This is a genomic window from Rubripirellula tenax (assembly GCF_007860125.1).
In the GTDB taxonomy this organism is placed as follows: Bacteria; Planctomycetota; Planctomycetia; order Pirellulales; family Pirellulaceae; genus Rubripirellula; species Rubripirellula tenax.
The window spans coordinates 272,436-293,919 of sequence record NZ_SJPW01000005.1 but is presented as its reverse complement, the minus strand read 5'-3'; the positions used below and the strand labels follow the sequence as shown (position 1 = coordinate 293,919).

The window sequence follows — 21,484 nt, the reverse complement described above, 5'->3', positions numbered from 1 at the left end:
ATGGCCGTTGAAATCAAACGTTCCAATATCGCTAGCACGTTGAGTTTGACGCCGCTCATCGATGTCGTTTTCTTGCTGCTGATCTTCTTCTTGGTGACCAGCGAGTTTGAAGACGAGGAGCGACGCTTGAACATCGTGCTGCCATCGGCAACCAGCGCAGTACCGATGACGGGCAAGCCGCGTGAAGTAATCATCGACGTCGATGCCGAAGGAGTGATTTATCTTGGCGGCGAAGTCACGTCGCTGGAGGGTTTGCAGGGACTGCTTGAACGCGCGGTTGCCAGCAATCCGACCAATCAAACGGTCGTGATCCGTGCCGATCGCGAAACGGCATTCCAGCCCGTGGTCAGCGTGATGGACATCTGCAATCGAACCGGCGTCACCGACTATAGCGTTACAACCCAAGAAGGGCCGGGCGCGTGACCACCGTAACCCAAGCATCGGACGCGCCGACCGAGCGAATGTGGCCACTGGATCTATCGATCGCAGCACTTGCGACTTTGGTGTTGTATTTGGTGCTCAGCCAGTTTTCGTTCGATGACCAGCGGTGGCAGTACAACGCTTGGACTTACGTGATCGCGGTGCCGTTGGTCGCGTTAGTGTTAGACTTGTTTGTACGTGGAATCGCATCCAACTATGTCCACAAGTCGATTCAGTTGGGGTTTCTGTTTAGCGTACTCGTTCACCTGATGCTGTTGACGCTGGCCGTCAACGTGATCATTTTTAGTCGCTATTTTCCAGATGCGTTTACCGGCGTGAAGCCGGAACGTTCGCCCGTGCGTCGGACGGTTCCGGAGTACTTGTTCAAGACATCTGAGACTCGGTCGACACAGCCCGATTGGTCCAAACCGACGGAAACAGAAACCGCGTCGCCGGTGATCCCGCAACAGCAGCGGCAATTGCCGCCGGTCGAGCACACGGCACCGCTGCTGGAGATGCCCAACTTAAAAGACCCCGTTCAGCGGCCGATTCAGAAACATTTGGTCGAGCGTGAGAAGCCCGCTGAATCGTTGCCCCAGCCAAGCGATTCGCCGGCAAAGCTCGCGCGTCGATCGATTACGGCGCCCGAGAACGTCGACGTTGCCGCTGCTTCGCCCGTCGTTCCGGATGTTCCGATGGCGGCAGAAGTCGATTCGGCAAGTGTGGACCGACCCGTCGACAATCCGACGCGCCGCTCGCCCACGAAGGTCACACGCCAAATTCCTTCGCCCGCGATGTTGCCAGACACGTCCAAGCCCAATTCCGTAAACGCGCCAGCACTCGCCGGCGCAAGACAGCGGAGCGAAGCGTTGCCTCGTGTCGGGGATTCCGGTGTCATGCGCCAGCGTCGCGATCGATCCGAAATGCGACGACCCACGCCCGCCGGATCGGCGCCGGCGCCGCCGACGGTCGCTGTTGCAAAGTTGGTGGATGCTGCGGATCGAATGATCTCGCCGGTCGAGTCACCGTTGTCGCGTCAAGGCGAAGCCGTCGGTGCTCAATTGACTCTCGGTGAAACGCCCTCGGTTGCGTCCACCAGTTCATCCGAAAACGATTTGGCGGGCCAACGTCGCACGGGAAACGACTTGGCTGTCGCGGCGGGGGGTCCCAACGTCACCGCCGGCAATGCGATGCGGGCTTCCGGGGCATCTCGACTGAGCGGTCCGGCGACCGGTTTTTCGCCGGCCGGCGTCCCCGACGCCAGCGGCGATTTCGCGACTGCAGATATTCGTTCGGCGGTCGAGTCGCCGTCGTCCGAAGTCAGCGAACGGAGCCTTTCGACCATGCCGACCCGTTCCCCGTCGTCGCGCGATACGACTCGAGAGCTATCGGCGTCGTCGATGGCAGGTCCGACGATCGATTTACCGATCGAAGAGGGGCCGATCGGACTAGCCGATTTACGCAGTCGAAGCACCGGCGTTGTTCCTTCGATCGAAGCCCTCTCGATCGCATCGGTTGATCTGACGTCGGGATCGCGCCGACGGCGCGACGTAGGCGGCCCCGTCGTCCCCGTCGGCAGCAAGATCGCCGCCGTCGAATCGTTCAGCCGACGCGTCATGCGAACCGAAGGCGGTCAGGTGCCAACGCCGGCGGGCATGGTCGGCCCGGCAACGGAAGAGGCGATCGAACGAGGCTTGGCGTACTTGGCCAGTATCCAAAACAAAGATGGCAGTTGGTCGCTGCAAGGTCACGGCACGGAAGTCGTTCTCAAAAGTGATACCGCGGCGACGGGTTTGTGTTTGCTCGCCTTTCAAGGCGCCGGTTACACCCACCTCGAACACCAGTACGCCGATACGGTTAGCCTTGGTTTGAAGTTCTTGATCGACAATCAACGCACCAATGGCGACTTGTTTCGCAGCGAAGATCCGCTCAGTGACCAGAACGTCGCGTTCTACTCGCACGGCATCGCTTCGCTTGCGATGTGTGAAGCCTATGGCATGACGCAAGATGAGGAATTGAAGGAGCCCGCACAGGGCTGTTTGAACTTCATCGCCGGAACTCAGAATCGTTCGCGCGGTGGTTGGCGTTATGTGCCGCAAGTCAGCAGCGATACCAGCGTGAGTGGATGGATGATGATGGCGCTCAAGAGTGGTCAACTGTCCGGCTTAGAAGTCTCGGCCAAAACGTATGAGGGTATCAATCGATGGTTGGATTTGGCACAGAGTCCCGATCGCGAAGACCGTTATCGATACAACCCCTACGCGCCTGATACGCCAAGCCAACGCCACGGACGCTTGCCAACACCGACCATGACGTCCGTGGGCATGTTGATGCGGATGTACGCCGGTTGGCGACGTGACACGCCGGCGATGCAATCGGCGGCCGAGTACTTGCTAGAGTACCCGCCCCAAATGGGCAGCGCAAAATCGCCCCAACGAGACGCATACTATTGGTACTACGCGACTCAAGTGATGTTCCACATGGGCGGCGACTACTGGAAACGTTGGAACCAATCGCTCAACCCGGTGTTGTTGGAAAGCCAACTGAACGAAGGTGCCGAAGCAGGCAGTTGGGATCCTATCAATCCGGTGCCGGATCGATGGAGCGTCCACGCGGGCCGCTTGTACGTCACGACAATGAACCTGCTAAACCTAGAAGTCTACTATCGTCACCTGCCGATCTACGAAGAAACGGCCGAGTAGTCAGTCATCGTCCGTGCTTCAACCTTTCGCGTCGGATCCAACCCGAAGCAGAGTCTCGGCTTCGTTAGAGTCGGCGCCGCAGCGCTGAAAGTCAAATAGCGAAATTGCCGAGACTCAACAGGCCTCGCTCGTTTGAGGGCCAGCAGTGAGTACGATTTGCGTTTGCCATCGCGCGCTCTTTGCTAGCTCTACCCGTCGTGCTAGCTAATGGTCGAAGTGTCGTTTTATCAAATCTGATTGAAATTGACTTCACCATTCGTCACTGTGATTGCCCGGGCTGGATCGGCCTAACATGGCGAGCCACCACCCGTTTACGGTATCCACGCTGTTGAGGGAGTTACTGCGATGGCGACGAAAAACGCAACGATTCATCGATACATTTCTGGGCAACCCTATCGTTTGGCCGCCGGGCGTGACGCGCCCTGCGGGCCGGTCGTCGATCACCTGACCGACCATCTTGCGGTGATCGCGTTGGACATTGAAAAACCGTCCGCGATGCATTTCATGCAACGCATGCACCAAGAAATGAAAATTCGGTTCTACACTCGGCGTACGGTCAAGTCCTATCTAGCAAGTGTAAGATCCCTTCTGCGATGGTTTGGACGCGCGCCTCACTTGCTTGCTCGCGAGCATGTGAGGCGTTACCTGGAATACCTAGTCGATGCTGGTCAGAGCGCGTCATCGATATCGGTTGCGCTCTCAGCGATACGTACGACTTGGGACAAGATGTGCTTCCGAGACGTTACGCTAGGTCTCGCAACCCCGCGGCGTCCACGACAACGATTCGTCGTATGCAGTCGCGAAGAAGTCTGTACACTGCTGGCCGCCGCCCCGTCGCGGCGAGACAAGTTGCTGATCGGATTGATGTATGGCGCCGGTCTGCGAGTGAGCGAGGTGACGCGGTTGCGATGGTGCGACATCGATGCTGATAGGCAACAGATTTTTGTCCAACAAGGCAAGGGAAACGCTGACCGGCACGTCCAGCTTCCGATTCAATACCGCGATTTGTTGACTCCATCGGCGGCCGACACGATTTCACCCAGTGGCACCAACAGGAAGTCGCCGACGCCAAGCGTGCAAGGAGCCGACTTCATCTTTCGCACCGAGTCCGGTCATCGTAGCCAATCGAATCGGCACCTTTCGCCTCGCACGGTTCAGCGCATCCTGCAACGAGCTTGCCGGGTCGGAGGACTCAAAAAGCAGATCACCCCACACTCGCTACGCCACGCTTTCGCCACACACTCTTTTGAACAAGGATGCGATATACGCCGCATCCAAAAGGTGCTTGGTCACGTGCGTTTAGAAACAACAACTCTATATGTGCATGTCGCCAAAGAACAAACAAATTTCCCCAGCCCGCTGGACCAACTTCATCATCGCCAACCCAATAATGCAACCACAGAATCATCGCAGCCAAGATCGCAAACGACGACAAAGGCAACGGTAGGACGCCTCAGGCTGCACCACCGCCGTGACCCAAGCACGGGCGACGCAACCTATCGCGCCGAGCATCGAACGCAATTTACGATCGAGCTCATCCGCGGCAATCGCCGCGAATTCTTGACCGGCATTGTCGCACATACTCCCAGACCAGGCCTCGTCACGATCGAGATCCCACCGATTGAACAATGGAAACCAATCGCGAACCGGCTTGGCCAAGCCGTTGTATCAAGAATCCAGGAAGCCGAATTTTATGAGATCATCCAGCAATTGATTACCCGCCGCATGCTGTGCCTTTCCAGCATCCCAAGCTCTCAAACCGCAGTCGCAACGCCGGCCCACCCAACGAACCCCGCGACGAAGCACTCTCCGCCCTAACAGCATGCCCAAGCACGACGGTGAATTCAGGTTCGCGAATAATGGTGGCCCCACCGCCATAGCCTGAAACCGCAGCCACCTCGACATTGCCCCTACCATCAACGCTCCACACAGCGCGACGGAAACGAATACGCGCAAACCAAACAAGTTCAGCGCCCCAGCCTCGTCGAATCGGCCACATCAAAAAAGCAAACGGCAAAAATTTTGCATTCCCTCCCAAAGATGCTAACCTTAGTCCCCCAAGCGAACCCATCACCCACTAGTTTGGTGGGGGGTGTCGCATAAAGTCATGTTAGGCGACTCAATCAATTGTGGTGGCAGAGTGGCTCTGATCTTTCGCGGCAAGACTCAATGCTCAATCTGCGGCGAAATTCTCGCGGATGGTGATGACGTCGTTGGTACATCTCACTTTATCGCTGATCCCGATGATCCGCTTTGGCGATTCTCTGACTCTGGCATGCATCGCCCCTGCTTCGTTGACTGGCCGCTGCGTGATGCGTTTATCGCACGATACAACAACGCTGTTGGTCGGCATCAACGCATGACCGACGATGGTTCGATCTTGGGTGCGTGACTTGCGGCCCAATCGCGTTGGAACGCGATTCGGTAGCTCAGCGTCGCCTAACATGGTTTTTACGCTAGGCCTTCGGCACACCTTCGTTGGTAGGCAACGGGCGCTGGCATTGGTACGATCTTTCGTGATTCAAACTCCACCGCTTCGGTAACGGCGGTGTCGTAAAAACCTTCCGTTGGGCGACCTAGTCATGGGCATCGCAAAGAAAGGCCGAAACGCTTTCGACTTCGATGGCGACCCATACGTTTGGTGGGTTGCCGAGGACTACGAGGTATTTTCGCCGGGCACGTACTTCCATGCGAACATCTGCAAGGACGACAAATCGCTACTTGTCACGTATCAGTTAGGGCAGGATGAGGCAACTTCGCACCTCGTCATCAAGAATGGTGACCCACCCGGACCTTGGCGGCGATTGCGTTGTCCACTCTTCGGCACTGCTTCCGCGTTCACGCCACGCAACGTTCGTCAATTGCTCGAATGGTTCCGCGATCATTCGCAGCTCGCCGATACTGTTAACTATCTGGGGCTCAAGCACCCATAGCTCACCGGTCGCCCAACATGGTTTTTACGCTAGGCCTTCGGCACACCTTCGTTGGTAGGCAACGGGCGCTGGCATTGGTACAATTTCTCGTGATTCAAACTCCACCGCTTCGTTTAGGGCGGTGTCGTAAAAACCTTCCGTTGTTGGTCACAGGCAAATGGCTTCGTGGATCGCTAGACATATCGAACGTGCCATTTCCCAAACTGCCGACGGTTTCGGCGATTGGTGCGTTAACCTGCAGTCAACCGCGGGTGCTGACCGTTGGGCGCAGATCACGTGGGAGCACATCAATCTCGCGTATCCGTCGGCGGATGATCCCGCATCGGCTCTCGCATCACTTCCGGATGTTCCTCTCCTTGACATCGCGTCGTGGGAACCGAACACTTTCGTAACCTTCTCTCATGGCGCGGACGGTTCGTTGCCCGCACTCGCAGACTTCATGGCGGCTTACTTCGTTCACGTTCTGCGATTAACCGACGCGGAATCCGATTGGAGCGTTTCCGAGGAGGCTCTATAACAATGGTGACTCTCCTCGCACTTCAGTGACCAACAACATGGTTTTTACGCTAGGCCTTCGGCACACCGCTGTCGATTGTTCAAGCCGCTCTCTGCTGGTAAAATCTCTCGTAGTTCAGATATCGTTCGCTTCGTTTTGGGCGGTGTCGTAAAAACCTTCCGTTAGTGGCCACTAGATGAATGATGCATTCAAAACGCAATGTGACCGCAGCGTCTACATTCACGGCGTCCACTTCGATCACTTTGCCCGCGGCATCTATGCTGGTGAACCCGACATTATCCGCGATTTCGTGATGGACTCGCTCCCCGACCGAGTACGTGGCATTTTTCCCGCCAAATCCGGCGTTTTCATCGCGCCGTGCCCAGACGGTGACGACAATCCTACGTGGATCGTTGTCTGTGAACTCCAGTGCGTCGATCCACTTTCGCCCAATGCCCACTATTCCGCGCTGACCTGCTGTTGGTTTGCCAATGACATTGCCGTGCCGATTGCACAATTCGTCGCGCCGCTCATCGCGCAACTGGACTGGGCTGCTCTGGCAATGGACGCCCATTACTAACGCCCCGTGGCCACTAACATGGTTTTTACGCTAGGCCTTCGGCACACCTTCGTTGGTAGGCAACGTGCGCTCGCATTGGTACAATTTCTCGTGATTCAAACTCCACCGCTTCGTTTAGGGCGGTGTCGTAAAAACCTTCCGTTGTCCGCCGCAGTCGATCGAAATGGCAATCTTAACTCACTTCGACGACCCGAAACTAATGAGCGTTGCTGAGACGTTCTGTGAAAACTCACGCCGCATCAAGCAGTACTCGCATTGGACGATTACGCGGTCGCTTGTTGATCATGACGGAGAATGGCTACTCGCGGCGGCGGATTCATTCGGTGGGCACCTATACGTAACTCTGTGGGCCGATGGTACGCTCCTGTTTCGCATGATGGTTGGGTACGCGAACGACCAATGGGACTGGGAATTGCGTTTCACTGGCAGTCACACCGTGCTAATCCCGGCTCAAATTCTTGATCGATTTATTGCGACCATCACGGTACCCCGTGCAGAACTCATGGAACTCTGGAGTGATGTTTCGCCCTACGTGGAATACGGTCGCACTCGCAGGTAGCGGCGGACAACATGGTTTTTACGCTAGGCCTTCGGCACACCTTCCATGTTTGGCGACGTTCGCTCGCTTTGGTACAATCTTTCGTAGTTCAGGCATCACTCGCTTCGTTTAGGGCGGTGTCGTAAAAACCTACCGTTATGTGACCTCAGGTGAACCAATGCCGTGGGAATTCCGCGCCTCTTGTCCTGACTGCTCTCACGAATGGGAGGCTCACACATTCACCGAGTGGATCGGCCACTCCACGTCCGACACTCCCGTCCGGCGTTTCTTCTGCCCGAATTGCGTTACACACGTTTCCATCGCAACTGACTTTGATCGTAGTTCATTCCGCAACTGGCTTCATGGACACCAACACTCATTGTCGGCTTCGGAATTTCTGTCGCACAACATCGGCTTAATTGCCGCAATCTGTGATTCGACACCGGGATATCTCTTACCACTCGATTCCCTGTGGTCACAACTTTACTGCCCTCCATGTGACACACCCCTAATCGAGGGCTCGATGGACACTCATCCAATCACCTGCCCAAATTGCGGGAAATGCAACGCGCAGTCACACGGTTGCCATGCCCATGTGTCGGTGCTTCGCGAAGTGGACGATCAAACGTAGTGCAACGGTCACATAACATGGTTTTTACGCTAGGCCTTCGGCACACCTTCCCTGTTTGGCAACGTGGGCTGGCGGTGGTAGAATTTTTCGTGATTCAAACTCCACCGCTTCGGTAACGGCGGTGTCGTAAAAACCTTCCGTTAGCCGTCCCCTAGCGTTTCCCATGAGCGGCGCAATCGCCAGTGTGATCCTTCGTTCGCCGTTCACGGTTGCTCAAACCGGTTTGGTTTCGCAGCTGCTCCATGACCGCGCATCCGACGTCACCGAGACTCGCAAAGGTCGCCACTGGGACTTTACCGACGGCAGATCGCGCGCAACTCTGACCGTCTTCGAGACACATGGTCGCCCAGACTGCCATGACGATCTGCTGGACGCTGGTTTGACGACCGATGATGCTCCGGAAATCGTGGTGATCGCATACCCATCAAAAACTGATCGTGACGCATGCGGACGGCTTGCCGTTCTTGTTGCTGACCTGTTGGATGGCCTTAATCGCGGGGTCGGGGACGGCTAACATGGTTTTTACGCTGAGGCCCTTCGGGCACACCTTCGTCCTTTGGCAACGATCGCTGGCCTTGGTACAATTCCCGTAGTTCAGGCATCGCTCGCTTCGTTTTGGGCGGTGTCGTAAAAACCTTCCGTTGGCAGACACAGATCAATCAGATTGTGACCTTCTACAAACTGACCACAATCCGACCTTGCCCCACTGACGTCTTCCTCGAATTCGTACAATCTCGCGGCGCTGTTGCTGCCGACGACGGCACGTCGAACCCGCTTGAATTCGCTGACGAGACCGGCTCCATCTACCGCATCAAATTCAACGACGATCGCACTGCGGGCTACGTCTCACTTGATGGCACGGTGATTCCCGCCCCCGAACGGAACGGTGTCGCATTCGGCCACGTCTCGCGATTTATCGCTTTTGTCGCCAAAAATGACCTTGGATTGCGCCGCAATGGTGTCGAGCAACCTGCGCATGACGGATTCTTGCTTTCGGACATTCACCATTGCGAGGCTTATCGGCAGGCCGAGCATGCTGCAATGCACCCCAAAGATCAATCGTAGCGCCAGTGTCTGCCAACATGGTTTTTACGCTAGGCCTTCGGCACACCTTCGTTGGTAGGCAACGGGCGCTGGCATTGGTACAATTTTCCGTTATTCAAACATCGTTCGCTTCGTTTGGGGCGGTGTCGTAAAAACCTTCCGTTATGTGCCCCTATTGCAAATGGTCAGCTTCAGAGACGCTGTTGTTCCAGACCGTTTCGTTGGCTCGCCAGTAACGCTGGAAGCGATGTTCGGTTTCAATACGAATCCGTACACGCAAGACTGGGAGCTCGAACACGCCGACGCCTCACGCCTCAGTGAGTTTCTGGCCGCCTACAACGCGCCCGCTCTAACCGACGATGACCGATTCGCGCTTATGGCGTTGTGCGTTGCATCCGCCCACGACGCACTTGACAGCGGCACGTTAACTGATGACCAGTGGAGCCGCATTTGCTCGATCTTGATCGCAAACCGTACGCTCCACGCCTTTACAATTCACGACTGGTGCTGCCCCGACGCTACCTGCGAAGACGAGATGCACACACTGACTCCGAGAATGCGCGATGTATGGGCTGCTGCATTCGATTCTGAGCCGCGGGGCACATAACATGGTTTTTACGCTAGGCCTTCGGCACACCTTCGCTTGTTTGGCAACGGGCGCTGGCATTGGTACAATCACTCATGATTCAAACTCCACCGCTTCGTTTGGGGCGGTGTCGTAAAAACCTTCCGTTGGGCGACCTAGTCATGGGCATCGCAAAGAAAGGCCGAAACGCTTTCGACTTCGATGGCGACCCATACGTTTGGTGGGTTGCCGAGGACTACGAGGTATTTTCGCCGGGCACGTACTTCCATGCGAACATCTGCAAGGACGACAAATCGCTACTTGTCACGTATCAGTTAGGGCAGGATGAGGCAACTTCGCACCTCGTCATCAAGAATGGTGACCCACCCGGACCTTGGCGGCGATTGCGTTGTCCACTCTTCGGCACTGCTTCCGCGTTCACGCCACGCAACGTTCGTCAATTGCTCGAATGGTTCCGCGATCATTCGCAGCTCGCCGATACTGTTAACTATCTGGGGCTCAAGCACCCATAGCTCACCGGTCGCCCAACATGGTTTTTACGCTAGGCCTTCGGCACACCTTCGTTGGTAGGCAACGGGCGCTGGCATTGGTACAATTTCTCGTGATTCAAACTCCACCGCTTCGTTTAGGGCGGTGTCGTAAAAACCTTCCGTTGTACGCCACAAACAAAATGGGCATCCGCAAAAAAGGGCGAGCGAAATTCGACTTTAAGGGGCGTCCCTTCGTCTGGTGGATCGAGGGTGATGTCCATCTTCGGATCGCTTCTGACGACAAGCAATTTATCGTTGGCTACCTCTTGATCGGTGATTCCAGTCTGCTGGTAGTGCATGGGCTTGAGTTCCCCGGCATACAAAACTCAGAACGCCCACTACGTCTTTGGGTTCCGCCATTGTCGCCCACACCTGTCATCGGCCACCATGTAAACCACATTCTCAGCATGTGTTTTGATGGTGAAACCAGACCATTCGTTGGCGAAACTCCTGAATACAGCGCCGGACTGTGATCACAGCGCGTGTCGTGGCGTACAACATGGTTTTTACGCTGAGGCCCTTCGGGCACACCTTGGCTCTTTGGCAACGGGCCATGGCCTTGGTACAATTTTCCGTATATCAGACATCGTTCGCTTCGTTTAGGGCGGTGTCGTAAAAACCTTCCGTTGTCTGACATAGACCAATGACAGTTCGACCATTCGGGCGCGTTGTGCCCATTCATATCGCGCTGCTTCAACTCGTTGGTTACTCGGACTCCGGCTTCGAGATGGAGCCTGCAACTGGCAATGCTCGAAAACGTGCAATGATGGCCGGTGCGCACGCGCTCAAACGTGCAACCAATGCTGACTACGGGTACGACGCGGCTGCGTGGCGACAATTCCTGATCGACGCTGGTGACGAATTCGGCTACACCCACCCTTATGCCTATCGTGCCGTCGACAACGCAGTTCAGGCTGCGATTTCTGATCCAGACGTGTCGGATGCGCTGTCCTTGCTTGCGTCAGGGGATGGATAGTCTTTCGCCGCTTCAATGTCAGACAACATGGTTTTTACGCTAGGCCTACGGCACACCTTCCTTGGTTGGTCACGCGGGCTGGCATTGGTACAATCTTTCGTAGTTCAGGCATCGTTCGCTTCGTTCAGGGCGGTGTCGTAAAAACCTTCCGTTAGCCGCTCCTAGATATCTCTGATTCAGACCGTAAACCATTTCGATTTCGCATCCGGACGTTACTTATTCTCGTCGCGGTTGCTGCTGTCGTGTCATTTGCCGTTTCCACAATGCTCGGCATCAACAACACGATCCGTGGCTCATACGCCATTTGGTGGGTCGCTGACATGTGCATCGAGCACATGAAGGCCAACGATGGCGATTGGCCACGCAACTGGGACGACCTGCGCGACGACTACCAAACCTGTGTAGCGCGATCTGGCCAGCCTTGGACGTTCGATGAACTGTCCTCACGCGTCGAGGTCGACTGGGATGCTGACCCCATTGAACTGCTGCCATTCTCAGACGATTCTGCTGTCAATCTGCGCGTTATCTGGCTGCGTAACGGCTCGGACGCTCATTGGTCTGGCCGTGAACCAAACACAATGATTCTTGATTATCTCAAAACACTGCCAGACCCGAATGCCAACGCACCGGGCGGCTAACATGGTTTTTACGCTGAGGCCCTCCGGGCACACCTTGGCTCTTTGGCAACGGGCCATGCCCTTGGTAAAATTTCTTGTAATTCAGGCATCGTCCGCTTCGTTTAGGGCGGTGTCGTAAAAACCTTCCGTTGTGCGACTCACCGAATGATTGATCGCCACGAACTTGACCGAATCGCGACCTTACGTTCGAGCACTGGTTTACCCGTTACTGACTGCCGTCGTTGGGTCGCTGACGCTCCAGCCGAGTTCCTCGATGCTCTCATCGCTGGCGACGATTGCCGTTCCACATTGCTTGCGTTTGCGTCGCGAGGTGTCGTGGTTCCATGCCCGAAGTGCGGAACGCCTCTCACCGTCACGGAGCGGTATGGCGGTTGCACCAATGGCTGCAACTCCATTGTCTGGACGTCCACCTTTGTTACTGACCGGGCGATTTTCGACGTACTGCCCGAGGCTGACGACTGACCGCTGCAACCGTCGCACAACATGGTTTTTACGCTAGGCCTTCGGCACACCTTCGTTGGTAGGCAACGGGCGCTCGTATTGGTACACTTTTTCGTGATTCAGACATCGTTCGCTCCGTTTGGGGCGGTGTCGTAAAAACCTTCCGTTGGGCGACCTACTCAATCAAATGGAACGCGACGAACTAATCCTCGCACACGAAACTGGCTTCGTTCGTTCGTTCATCATCCGCGAACGCCGAGACCGATACCTGTCTCAGTTGCAACTTCCCAAGAAACGCGGATCGTTTCTTGATCGCCTAAATCATCGCTTCCAGCGTGATCTCGACGATCGCTGCATTTGCGATTCGCCGACGATGCCGCCGCTGGACACCGTTTGCTACATCATCGCATCGGAACACGAACTGGATGGCAGATTCGTCCCCGCTTCGGACGTGTCTGACATTCTCGCATCGGCCGCATTCGGCATTGTCGTCTCATTCGTTCCGGGTAAACTCGTCACCTACAAGGACGAGGCTCCATCCAACGCGATTTGGCTCCAACGCCCGTAGGTCGCCCAACATGGTTTTTACGCTAGGCCTTCGGCACACCTTCGTTGGTAGGCAACGGGCGTTGGCATTGGTACAATTTCTCGTGATTCAAACTCCACCGCTTCGGTAACGGCGGTGTCGTAAAAACCTTCCGTTACGCGACCCAGTCTTTCGCTTATGAAACGTTTTCACCAGTGCATTTTCGTCGCCTCTCTCTTGGCGCTGAGCTGGTTCGCAATGATGGCCGTCCACGAGTTCGGTCACGTCATCGGTGCAATGACCACCGGCGGAACCGTCGAACGTGTTGTGCTGCATCCACTGACGATCTCCCGTACCGACGTTTCCCCGAATCCCAACCCTTCGCTCGTCGTTTGGCTTGGCCCAATCCTCGGCTGCATCATCCCTGTTGCCATTTGGCGGTTCATTCCGCATCGCTACACCTCGGCTCGCAACATCGCGGCATTCTTCGCTGGTTTTTGCCTGCTCGCAAATGGAGCGTACATCGCGATCGGCTCCTTTGACCGCGTAGGTGACTGTGGCGTCATGCTTCAACACGGTTCGCCTCTCTGGACACTTCTCGCTTTCGGTTTGCTCACAATCCCACTCGGCTTCTACTTGTGGCATCGGCTCGGCTCCGTCAAAAAATTCTTCGGCGATCCATCATTGGTCGATCCGGTACTGGCCTACACGCTGCTTGGTGCTTTGATCCTGATGCTTGTACTCGAATTCACGATTTCACCGCGTTAGGGTCGCGTAACATGGTTTTTACGCTAGGCCTTCGGCACACCGCTGTCGTTTGTTCAAGCCTCCCTCAGGTGGTAGAATCTTCCGTAGTTCAGACATTGTTCGCTTCGTTCAGGGCGGTGTCGTAAAAACCTTCCGTTATCGGACCTCAATGGAATACATCGGCCACATCGAGGCGCCTGCTGGCAGCGTCCCGCTTACACGCGATGGCTGGCTCGAATTCATCGCTCAGCGTCCAGACTTGGTTCGCGCTCCATCGCGCATGGTTCGCAACCCAGCAACGGGCCAACCAATCGAAGCCCATCCACCTGCTGACGCCGTGCAACTGATTCGTGACGAATCCAACTTGGGGGCCTTCTCTTGGGCACAGGATGACTCTGCTGCGGTGATTGCGACTTGCTCGGAAGGTTGTCGCGAATTGATGGCTGTGGCCGCTCGCGAAATCGCGTAGATGCTCGGGGGTGTCTTCTCTGAATATCACGCCAGCTCGTAGCGCAACGGTCCGATAACATGGTTTTTACGCTGAGGCCCTTCGGGCACACCTTGGCTCTTTGGCAACGGGCCAAGGCCTTGGTACAATCTCCCTTAATTCAGGCATCGTTCGCTTCGTTCAGGGCGGTGTCGTAAAAACCTTCCGTTGTGGGACGCTAAGTTTTCGGCTCCTCCGGTAAACCCTTTTTGTTGTTTCGACCGTTAATGCCTTTGAGCGTTCGCTGGTGATTCGCCATGCAATGACGCCTGATCTGCGGTCGCGACCGTGACGGACTGATCTCGTTGCTCCATCTGGCGCTGGCATCAACTTCTGTGCGGTTTCCGTGTTTCCGTGCAGCGACTTTCTTTGTGCCGTCGTTGTTCGGACTTCCTGTCCGGCATCTTTCGTGTATTTCGCGTCTTTCGTGGTTCGCCATGCTCGGTTGCGCTGTCCTTGTATGTCTTCTCGGATGGAGGCCGTCTTGGCACTTCAACGCGTCCCACAACATGGTTTTTACGCTGAGGCCTTCGGCACACCTTCCTTGTTTGGCAACGCGGGCTGGCCTTGGTACAATTCTCGTAGTTCAGACGTCGCTCGCTTCGTTCAGGGCGGTGTCGTAAAAACCTTCCGTTGTGGGACGCAGGCTATGAGTGATTCGGACCTGACTGACGACGACATTACGGACTTGATCGGCGATCCGCCACCGTTCACCCCCATCGACGTTCCGCCCGATCCGAATGACGTTGCACGCGCCGACTTTCTCCGGCGCGTCGCTGGCTGGCTCGAACGTCGCGTCGAGCTAGAGGGGCTGCAACGTGAATTCACTACACCCGACGCGCTTCCCGAATTTCTCGCGGAATTGGATGCGTTCGTCTCGAATGCCACGCCTGCCCACGAGTGCTGGGCGTTTTCCTCGCCTCAAGCCGACTGGGATCGGTTGGCGGGGCGCTCTGGCTTTGCGCTTGTTGCCAATGGCGATGTTACCGACGTATTGGTGACGCTCATGAGCTGAATCTAACGCAACGCCTTCCGGTGGTTCAGCGTCCCACAACATGGTTTTTACGCTAGGCCTTCGGCACACCTTCGTTGGTAGGCAACGGGCGCTGGCATTGGTACACTTTCTCGCGATTCAAACTCCACCGCTTCGGTAACGGCGGTGTCGTAAAAACCTTCCGTTGCACGACCTAACCGCAAGGACTCCCGTGGCCGACGTTTCCCTGCGATTGCTCGTCCTCAAGACTCACGACGTTCCCGCCGCTTGCGCGTTCTACGGTTCGCTGGGCTTGACTTTCACCGAAGAGCAACACGGCAAGGGGCCGCTGCATCATTCGGCCCCACTTGGTGATGGCATCATCGAAATCTATCCGCTACCTGACGATCAAGCGGTCGATTCGACTACGCGGCTCGGTTTCGCGGTCGTTGACCCTGACGCCGCCGTCGAATCTGCGGCGTCACTCGGTGGTCGCGCCATCAAACCGGGGCGTGACACGCCGTGGGGCTACATGGCGTTGGTTGCCGATCCCGATGGTCGCACCGTTGAACTCTACCGTGCGTGATGCGCTGACCTTGCGGCCGTCAACGGATGGAGACTTTTCTGGCGATTCACCGGTCGTGCAACATGGTTTTTACGCTAGGCCTTCGGCACACCTTGGCTCTTTGGCAACGGGCCATGGCCTTGGTATAATTTCTCGTAGTTCAGGCATCGTTCGCTTCGTTTAGGGCGGTGTCGTAAAAACCTTCCGTTGGTGGACACAGATCATAGGTTACTCATGTCGTTCTGGAAGAAACGCAAACCCAAACTCGCGCCGCCGACAACTGGCCCCGACTTTTCCGACGTTGACAGCCTCGCAAAGGCTCAAAAGCTTTGCGCTGATGGCACACTAGAAAAGCTCTATCTAATGCCGCTCGATTTCGGCGGGCAAGACATCCCTCCAAACATTCTGTACGTCCCCGTCGGAATCGCTGACATCAAGCACGGCATCGACACTAACGTCATCGGGCCGCTTGCGGCCGATGGCTCCATAACACAATACGCCGCTGAACCTGAGTACCGAGGCGATAGTTTTATCCCGATGGCAATCAATATACGCGCGTGGGAACCCCGCGAGTTCAACACCCAGATCAACATCTGGGGCGAAGCACTCGAACGCGAAGATCAAATGTAGCGCCAGTGTCCACCAACATGGTTTTTACGCTAGGCCTTCGGCACACCTTCGCTTTTTGGCAACGGGCGATGGCTTTGGTACAATTTCCGTAGTTCATGCATCGTTCGCTTCGTTTAGGGCGGTGTCGTAAAAACCTTCCGTTGGCCGACCCTAACTTTTCGTGATCGCACTCCAATACGAATACCACGACGCCAACCTTGTCTCTGCTTCGTTCGGCCCTCGACGCGAAGCGTCGCTCGTATTTGCGCTCTATCCAATCTTCTACCCGGAACCAACCACTGTCACGATTCGGTTTGGCGGGTTGTTCAACGATGACGCCACTTCGCGTTTCGTCGCGTCCATCAACGCAGAGCCGCTTGACGACGACTCGTACCTCGCGCGTTGCAATACACTTCAGCTCGATGCCAAAAAACCGTCCAAGGATGGCGACATTCACGTGTTCGTTGACTTGGAATACTTTGGCCAGATTCGGATTCACTGCAAACACCTCTCCGAGGGCGTAGCGGAAACGTAGTGCCCGGGTCGGCCAACATGGTTTTTACGCTAGGCCTTCGGCACACCGCTGTCGTTTGTTCAAGCCGCCCTCTGGTGGTAGAATCATCCGTAGTTCAGGCAGCGTTCGCTTCGTTTAGGGCGGTGTCGTAAAAACCTTCCGTTGGGCGACCCAGATGCCAACCGAAACCGAAGTTTTCGACCGCATTGACTCTGTGATCGAGCCGTTTGACAGCTACAAGCGCGCACTCGAAGACTTGCGCGAGATTCCGCCGGGATTCGCGTATTGCTTCGCGATTCATTACGTCCACGCGGACATCTTCAATGGTGGCATCTCCCAACTGCACGGCAACTCGTCGTGGTGTCTCATTCTTGACGCGATCGACGGCGCAAAGGCTGCTAACGTCCCTGCGGTCGCTCAAGTCCTACGCGAGATCGTCTACTACTATCACGCCAAGGGCCGATCGAAACTGAAACGCCGCATCCCTGACGGCTACTTTGATGACATGCCATCAGATTGGGACAAATCGCTCGAAACGCTTGAGGATGACTACTTCGCGCTTGAGAGCGACATCGAAAACCTCATCCCTACACTCTGCGAAAAACACGAATCATTGTTCCAGCCTAGCGCGTAGGGTCGCCCAACATGGTTTTTACGCTAGGCCTTCGGCACACCTTCGTCCTTTGGCAACGGGCGCTGGCCTTGGTACAATCTTCCGTACTTCGGACATCGTTCGCTTCGTTTAGGGCGGTGTCGTAAAAACCTTCCGTTGGGCGACAGGTCGAATGGCTGATGTACCCGCCTCAATCACGCACTCGCTCAAAGCGAAATGGCACTACCAGCTCACTCGTGGTGGCGTAGTCCTTGCTGATTTGCGGCCCGTCGATAACTGGCAACATGCCGATTATCCGTGCATCGAGGGTACATTTACCCCAACCCCGGCGTTCGACGACGTGCGTTCGCTGTTTGATCGCGAATTGGCACTGCTTGAATCCGAGGACGACGATCACATCGACGAATGGGGCGATATCTGGGATGACCTGAAATCGAAGCCGCTTTTCGTGCAAACCCCCGATGAGGCTGAGCGGTTTGACATACTCTGGATTCACGTCGCTGAAGATCGTGCGTGGTGGTGGCCGTTATACAACAGTCCCGACACAGTCCTGCCAAATCCAACCGCATAGTCGCCCAACATGGTTTTTACGCTGAGGCCCTTCGGGCACACCTTCCATGTTTGGCAACGCGGGCTGGTCTTGGTACAATTTCTCGTAGTTGAGGCACCGTCCGCTTCGTTTAGGGCGGTGTCGTAAAAACCTTCCGTTGTGGGACGCTAGGTTTTCGGCTCCTCCGGTAAACCCTTTTTGTTGTTTCGACCGTTAATGCCTTTGAGCGTTGGTTGGTGATTCGCCATGCAATGACGCCTGATCTGCGGCCGCGACCCTGATGGACTGCTCTCGTTGCTCAATCTGGCGCTGGCATCAACTTCTGTGCGGTTCCCGTATCTCCGTGCAGCGACTTTCTTTGTGCCGTCGTTGTGCGAACTTCCTGTCCCGCATCTTTCGTGTATTTCGCGTCTTTCGTGGTTCGCCATGCTTTGTTGCGCTGTCCTTGTATGTCTTCTCGGATGGCGACCGTTTTGGCACTTCAACGCGTCCCACAACATGGTTTTTACGCAGAGGCCCTTCGGGCACACCTTCCACGTTTGGCAACGCGGGCTGGCCTTGGTATAATCTTTCGTAGTTCAGACGTCGCTCGCTTCGTTTAGGGCGGTGTCGTAAAAACCTTCCGTTGTGCGAACCCAGCGTGTCCTTGTGGTGTCACTCTTACATGCTTAGTGACGAACGAAACGCCCGCATCGACCATTACGAAACGCTTGACCTCGATGGTTTGCTGGCACTTGAGCCTGACCGCCCCGATGATGTCGATCTACTTATCCGCATCGGGATGCGTTACTTCAAATCGCACGACTTGGACAACTGCCGCGAGTACTACGCCCGCGCCCTGAAACTTGACCCTTATGATGGTTGGTCGCACTTGTATTGGGCCAACCTTCTGGCGGGGCTCGGTTGCAACGACGACGCATTGACTCACTTTCACTACGCTGCCGATTTCTTGCCTGACGTCGCGTGCCCGCACTGGTGCCTTGGTGACCAATACCGCAAGGTCGACGACTTTGACAACGCCGATTTTCATTTCAAACGGGCCGTTGAGATCGACCCCGATGACACGATGGCCTGTAAGAAACTCGACGAATGGCAGGCTGAAAACGCGGGTTAGGGTTCGCACAACATGGTTTTTACGCTAGGCCTTCGGCACACCTTCGCTCGTTTGGCAACGTGCGCTGGCATTGGTATAATTTCTCGTGATTCAAACTCCACCGCTTCGTTTAGGGCGGTGTCGTAAAAACCTTCCGTTGTCCGGACGAGGCCTCACGAAAATGACCGATTCATTCTGGACTGGCGGCCCGGACGCTTACGCCGATGGCCTTCGCGAACACTACAAACCGCGACTGGATGAACTGCGCAAACACCGCAATGACGCTGACGACACTGAACGTTTGGAACTTGACGCTGAAATCGAACGCTTGGAAGCTGAACACAAATCCAAGCTGGACTCGATTGACGACTGCCTGTTCTGACCCGCGCGCTTGATGCGCGGTCGCTTGCGGGCGGGTTGCGATGGATACCCTTCCGGCACTTCATCGCCGGACAACATGGTTTTTACGCTAGGCCTTCGGCACACCTTCGTTGGTAGGCAACGTGCGTTGGCATTGGTACAATTTCCCGTGATTCAAACTCCACCGCTTCGGTAACGGCGGTGTCGTAAAAACCTTCCGTTAGTGGTCACTAGTTTTCACCGATGCCAACTCCGCTCGACCATCCTTGGATCGCCGAATCTGACTTCGAGCCGGAATATCGCGACTCCATTCGCGTCGCCATGAAATCGACGCAGGCAATGCTCGATTCTGATGCGCCGCCAAACTGGATCGTCACTCTGGACGAATCTGCAATGTGGTATCGCTCACGGACTCGCATCGTTGTCGATGTTGACGTCACCATGGACGTTGAGGGCAATCCCGTCGATTCACCCGTTTCAACGCTACTAACCGACGCGCAGACCGAATCGTTGGTTTCTGCCTTGCAAAATGTCACACCGGACACCCTCATCGACGTTGAACATTTTGTTCTCGACGGTACTTGGTGCGTTGTCACTGTGGCAAATGGGACGGATGGTTGGTGCGGGTTCTCCCAATTCAACTGCGCCGGAATGGATGCTGCTCAACTTGCATTACCCGGCCCGAAAATTGCAACGCTCCTGCAATCGTTCTATCGTGGCTTGCAGCCCAAAACTGATGGCCCGTGACCACTAACATGGTTTTTACGCTAGGCCTTCGGCACACCTTCGTTTGTTTGGCAACGGGCGTTGGCATTGGTACAATCAATCGCAATTCAAACTCCACCGCTTCGTTTGGGGCGGTGTCGTAAAAACCTTCCGTTGTGCGACCTACCGCTATGAGTGAAATCCTGCACCGCTGCATGACGAAAGCGACTACCGCTGAGGGCGATGACGTTCGCCGCGGCCTTAGCTGGGTTCTGTCCCGTCGCGGCACTCTGAAGGTTACCACTGACGCCTTGGTTTGTGGTGATTGGCACATCCCGTACTCGGACATTTCCGATGCAGTGCTGTTCTCACTTCGCGGCGCGATTTTCCCCGGCTATGTGCTCCGCGTTAGAGCAGGCAATCAAATCTATCAGTTTGGTCTCAATCCCGGCAAATACTGGAAGGGCGAATTGCCCTTTGACTGCGAACGGGATTCGGCCCGGATCGGGTACTCATGGTTCAGTATAGCCGTCCGTGTGCTGCTGGTCAGTTACATCGCCTATCGAGTGTGGCAATGGCTTACGTAATTCACCGGTCGCACAACATGGTTTTTACGCAGAGGCCCTGCGGGCACACCTTCCGTGTTTGGCGACGCGGGCTGGCCTTGGTACAATTTCTCGTAGTTCAGGCATTGTCCGCTTCGTTTAGGGCGGTGTCGTAAAAACCTTCCGTTGGGCGACCCAGATCAGTTGAATGCGAACCCATACGAACCAACTGGCCTGACATCTAGCGAGCGGTCTAGCTTGCCACCGAAGTCGTGGCATCTGCGTGCTGCAATTTGCGCTCACCTTTTCGTCGTTGGTGCATCAATCGTTGTGTCACGGATCGACGCTGGGATGCTTGACCTACCCGGACCCAGCGAAGCGTTCGCGTACTCGATGATGTATCCATGTCTGTTAGCGATGTTCGTTTGCCCCGCTGTCGTTCTTCACTACACGCTTCGCTCATCTCTTTCGCAATTGCGTCGGACACTCGTTATTGCCGTTGACGCCTGTGTCGTCTGTGCACACTTCTTTGCTCTACTTCCCCTTGTCCAGTAGCGCAGAGGGTCGCCCAACATGGTTTTTACGCTAGGCCTTCGGCACACCTTCGTTGGTAGGCAACGGGCGCTGGCATTGGTACAATTTATCGCGATTCAAACTCCACCGCTTCGTTCAGGGCGGTGTC

The 21,484-nt window shown here is 55.7% G+C and carries 28 protein-coding genes; all 28 read left to right on the top strand.

The window, feature by feature from the left end:
* The 28 genes from Poly51_RS19465 (at window position 1) to Poly51_RS19335 (ending at window position 20,844) form a co-directional block, all read left to right on the top strand.
* The gene (locus Poly51_RS19465; RefSeq protein ID WP_146459455.1) at window positions 1-423 is read left to right on the top strand and encodes an ExbD/TolR family protein; all 423 of its coding nucleotides are present in this window, start codon (window positions 1-3) and stop codon (window positions 421-423) included.
* Complete coding sequence (locus tag Poly51_RS19460) at window positions 420-3,122, top strand: prenyltransferase/squalene oxidase repeat-containing protein (RefSeq protein WP_246114616.1); 2,703 nt, start codon at window positions 420-422, stop codon at window positions 3,120-3,122. Before Poly51_RS19465 ends, Poly51_RS19460 begins: the two co-directional genes overlap by 4 nt.
* Window positions 3,123-3,467: 345 nt before the next feature.
* Complete coding sequence (locus Poly51_RS19455) at window positions 3,468-4,940, top strand: tyrosine-type recombinase/integrase (RefSeq protein ID WP_146459454.1); 1,473 nt, start codon at window positions 3,468-3,470, stop codon at window positions 4,938-4,940.
* A gap of 322 nt (window positions 4,941-5,262) precedes the next feature.
* Entirely contained in the window at window positions 5,263-5,514 is a 252-nt protein-coding gene (locus tag Poly51_RS19450) for a hypothetical protein (RefSeq protein WP_146459453.1), read from the top strand.
* 175 nt (window positions 5,515-5,689) lie between these two features.
* Window positions 5,690-6,055: a hypothetical protein gene (locus tag Poly51_RS19445; RefSeq protein WP_222435896.1), complete on the top strand. Its 366-nt coding sequence runs from the start codon at window positions 5,690-5,692 to the stop codon at window positions 6,053-6,055.
* Between the two features lie 157 nt (window positions 6,056-6,212).
* Window positions 6,213-6,572, top strand: a complete 360-nt coding sequence (locus Poly51_RS19440; RefSeq protein WP_146459452.1) for a hypothetical protein — start codon at window positions 6,213-6,215, stop codon at window positions 6,570-6,572.
* A gap of 175 nt (window positions 6,573-6,747) precedes the next feature.
* Window positions 6,748-7,131: a hypothetical protein gene (locus Poly51_RS19435; RefSeq protein WP_146459451.1), complete on the top strand. Its 384-nt coding sequence runs from the start codon at window positions 6,748-6,750 to the stop codon at window positions 7,129-7,131.
* A 163-nt stretch (window positions 7,132-7,294) separates the two neighbouring features.
* Window positions 7,295-7,690: a hypothetical protein gene (locus tag Poly51_RS19430; protein WP_146459450.1), complete on the top strand. Its 396-nt coding sequence runs from the start codon at window positions 7,295-7,297 to the stop codon at window positions 7,688-7,690.
* A gap of 773 nt (window positions 7,691-8,463) precedes the next feature.
* Window positions 8,464-8,814, top strand: a complete 351-nt coding sequence (locus tag Poly51_RS19425; protein ID WP_146459449.1) for a DUF6368 family protein — start codon at window positions 8,464-8,466, stop codon at window positions 8,812-8,814.
* Window positions 8,815-8,966: 152 nt separating this feature from the next.
* Window positions 8,967-9,365: a hypothetical protein gene (locus Poly51_RS19420; protein WP_146459448.1), complete on the top strand. Its 399-nt coding sequence runs from the start codon at window positions 8,967-8,969 to the stop codon at window positions 9,363-9,365.
* A gap of 160 nt (window positions 9,366-9,525) precedes the next feature.
* A complete protein-coding gene (locus Poly51_RS19415) occupies window positions 9,526-9,951 on the top strand; it encodes a hypothetical protein (RefSeq protein WP_146459447.1) in 426 nt (141 codons plus the stop codon).
* A gap of 74 nt (window positions 9,952-10,025) precedes the next feature.
* A complete protein-coding gene (locus Poly51_RS19410; protein WP_186775680.1) occupies window positions 10,026-10,442 on the top strand; it encodes a hypothetical protein in 417 nt (138 codons plus the stop codon).
* A 158-nt stretch (window positions 10,443-10,600) separates the two neighbouring features.
* The gene (locus tag Poly51_RS30605; RefSeq protein ID WP_186775679.1) at window positions 10,601-10,933 is read left to right on the top strand and encodes a hypothetical protein; all 333 of its coding nucleotides are present in this window, start codon (window positions 10,601-10,603) and stop codon (window positions 10,931-10,933) included.
* A 170-nt stretch (window positions 10,934-11,103) separates the two neighbouring features.
* Window positions 11,104-11,436: a hypothetical protein gene (locus Poly51_RS19400; protein WP_146459444.1), complete on the top strand. Its 333-nt coding sequence runs from the start codon at window positions 11,104-11,106 to the stop codon at window positions 11,434-11,436.
* Window positions 11,437-11,699: 263 nt separating this feature from the next.
* Window positions 11,700-12,074: a hypothetical protein gene (locus tag Poly51_RS19395; protein ID WP_146459443.1), complete on the top strand. Its 375-nt coding sequence runs from the start codon at window positions 11,700-11,702 to the stop codon at window positions 12,072-12,074.
* A gap of 628 nt (window positions 12,075-12,702) precedes the next feature.
* Window positions 12,703-13,083: a hypothetical protein gene (locus tag Poly51_RS19390; protein WP_146459442.1), complete on the top strand. Its 381-nt coding sequence runs from the start codon at window positions 12,703-12,705 to the stop codon at window positions 13,081-13,083.
* A 156-nt stretch (window positions 13,084-13,239) separates the two neighbouring features.
* The gene (locus Poly51_RS19385; protein WP_146459441.1) at window positions 13,240-13,809 is read left to right on the top strand and encodes a M50 family metallopeptidase; all 570 of its coding nucleotides are present in this window, start codon (window positions 13,240-13,242) and stop codon (window positions 13,807-13,809) included.
* 148 nt (window positions 13,810-13,957) lie between these two features.
* Complete coding sequence (locus Poly51_RS19380) at window positions 13,958-14,257, top strand: hypothetical protein (RefSeq protein ID WP_146459440.1); 300 nt, start codon at window positions 13,958-13,960, stop codon at window positions 14,255-14,257.
* A 667-nt stretch (window positions 14,258-14,924) separates the two neighbouring features.
* Entirely contained in the window at window positions 14,925-15,290 is a 366-nt protein-coding gene (locus Poly51_RS19375; protein WP_146459439.1) for a hypothetical protein, read from the top strand.
* Between the two features lie 190 nt (window positions 15,291-15,480).
* Window positions 15,481-15,834 (top strand): VOC family protein, encoded by a 354-nt coding sequence (locus Poly51_RS19370; RefSeq protein ID WP_146459438.1) that lies wholly within the window; start codon window positions 15,481-15,483, stop codon window positions 15,832-15,834.
* Window positions 15,835-16,047: 213 nt separating this feature from the next.
* On the top strand, window positions 16,048-16,443 hold the full coding sequence (locus Poly51_RS19365) for a hypothetical protein (RefSeq protein WP_146459437.1): 396 nt from the start codon (window positions 16,048-16,050) through the stop codon (window positions 16,441-16,443).
* A 160-nt stretch (window positions 16,444-16,603) separates the two neighbouring features.
* Entirely contained in the window at window positions 16,604-16,957 is a 354-nt protein-coding gene (locus tag Poly51_RS30600; RefSeq protein WP_186775678.1) for a hypothetical protein, read from the top strand.
* Window positions 16,958-17,111: 154 nt separating this feature from the next.
* On the top strand, window positions 17,112-17,570 hold the full coding sequence (locus Poly51_RS19360; protein ID WP_146459436.1) for a DMP19 family protein: 459 nt from the start codon (window positions 17,112-17,114) through the stop codon (window positions 17,568-17,570).
* Between the two features lie 151 nt (window positions 17,571-17,721).
* Window positions 17,722-18,120, top strand: a complete 399-nt coding sequence (locus Poly51_RS19355) for a hypothetical protein (protein WP_146459435.1) — start codon at window positions 17,722-17,724, stop codon at window positions 18,118-18,120.
* Window positions 18,121-18,739: 619 nt separating this feature from the next.
* Window positions 18,740-19,213, top strand: coding sequence for a tetratricopeptide repeat protein (locus Poly51_RS19350; protein ID WP_146459434.1), 474 nt, complete (start codon window positions 18,740-18,742; stop codon window positions 19,211-19,213).
* Between the two features lie 160 nt (window positions 19,214-19,373).
* Window positions 19,374-19,574, top strand: a complete 201-nt coding sequence (locus tag Poly51_RS19345) for a hypothetical protein (protein ID WP_146459433.1) — start codon at window positions 19,374-19,376, stop codon at window positions 19,572-19,574.
* A 221-nt stretch (window positions 19,575-19,795) separates the two neighbouring features.
* Window positions 19,796-20,299, top strand: coding sequence for a hypothetical protein (locus Poly51_RS19340; RefSeq protein WP_146459432.1), 504 nt, complete (start codon window positions 19,796-19,798; stop codon window positions 20,297-20,299).
* 149 nt (window positions 20,300-20,448) lie between these two features.
* Window positions 20,449-20,844, top strand: a complete 396-nt coding sequence (locus tag Poly51_RS19335) for a hypothetical protein (protein WP_186775677.1) — start codon at window positions 20,449-20,451, stop codon at window positions 20,842-20,844.
* Window positions 20,845-21,484: the final 640 nt, after the last annotated feature.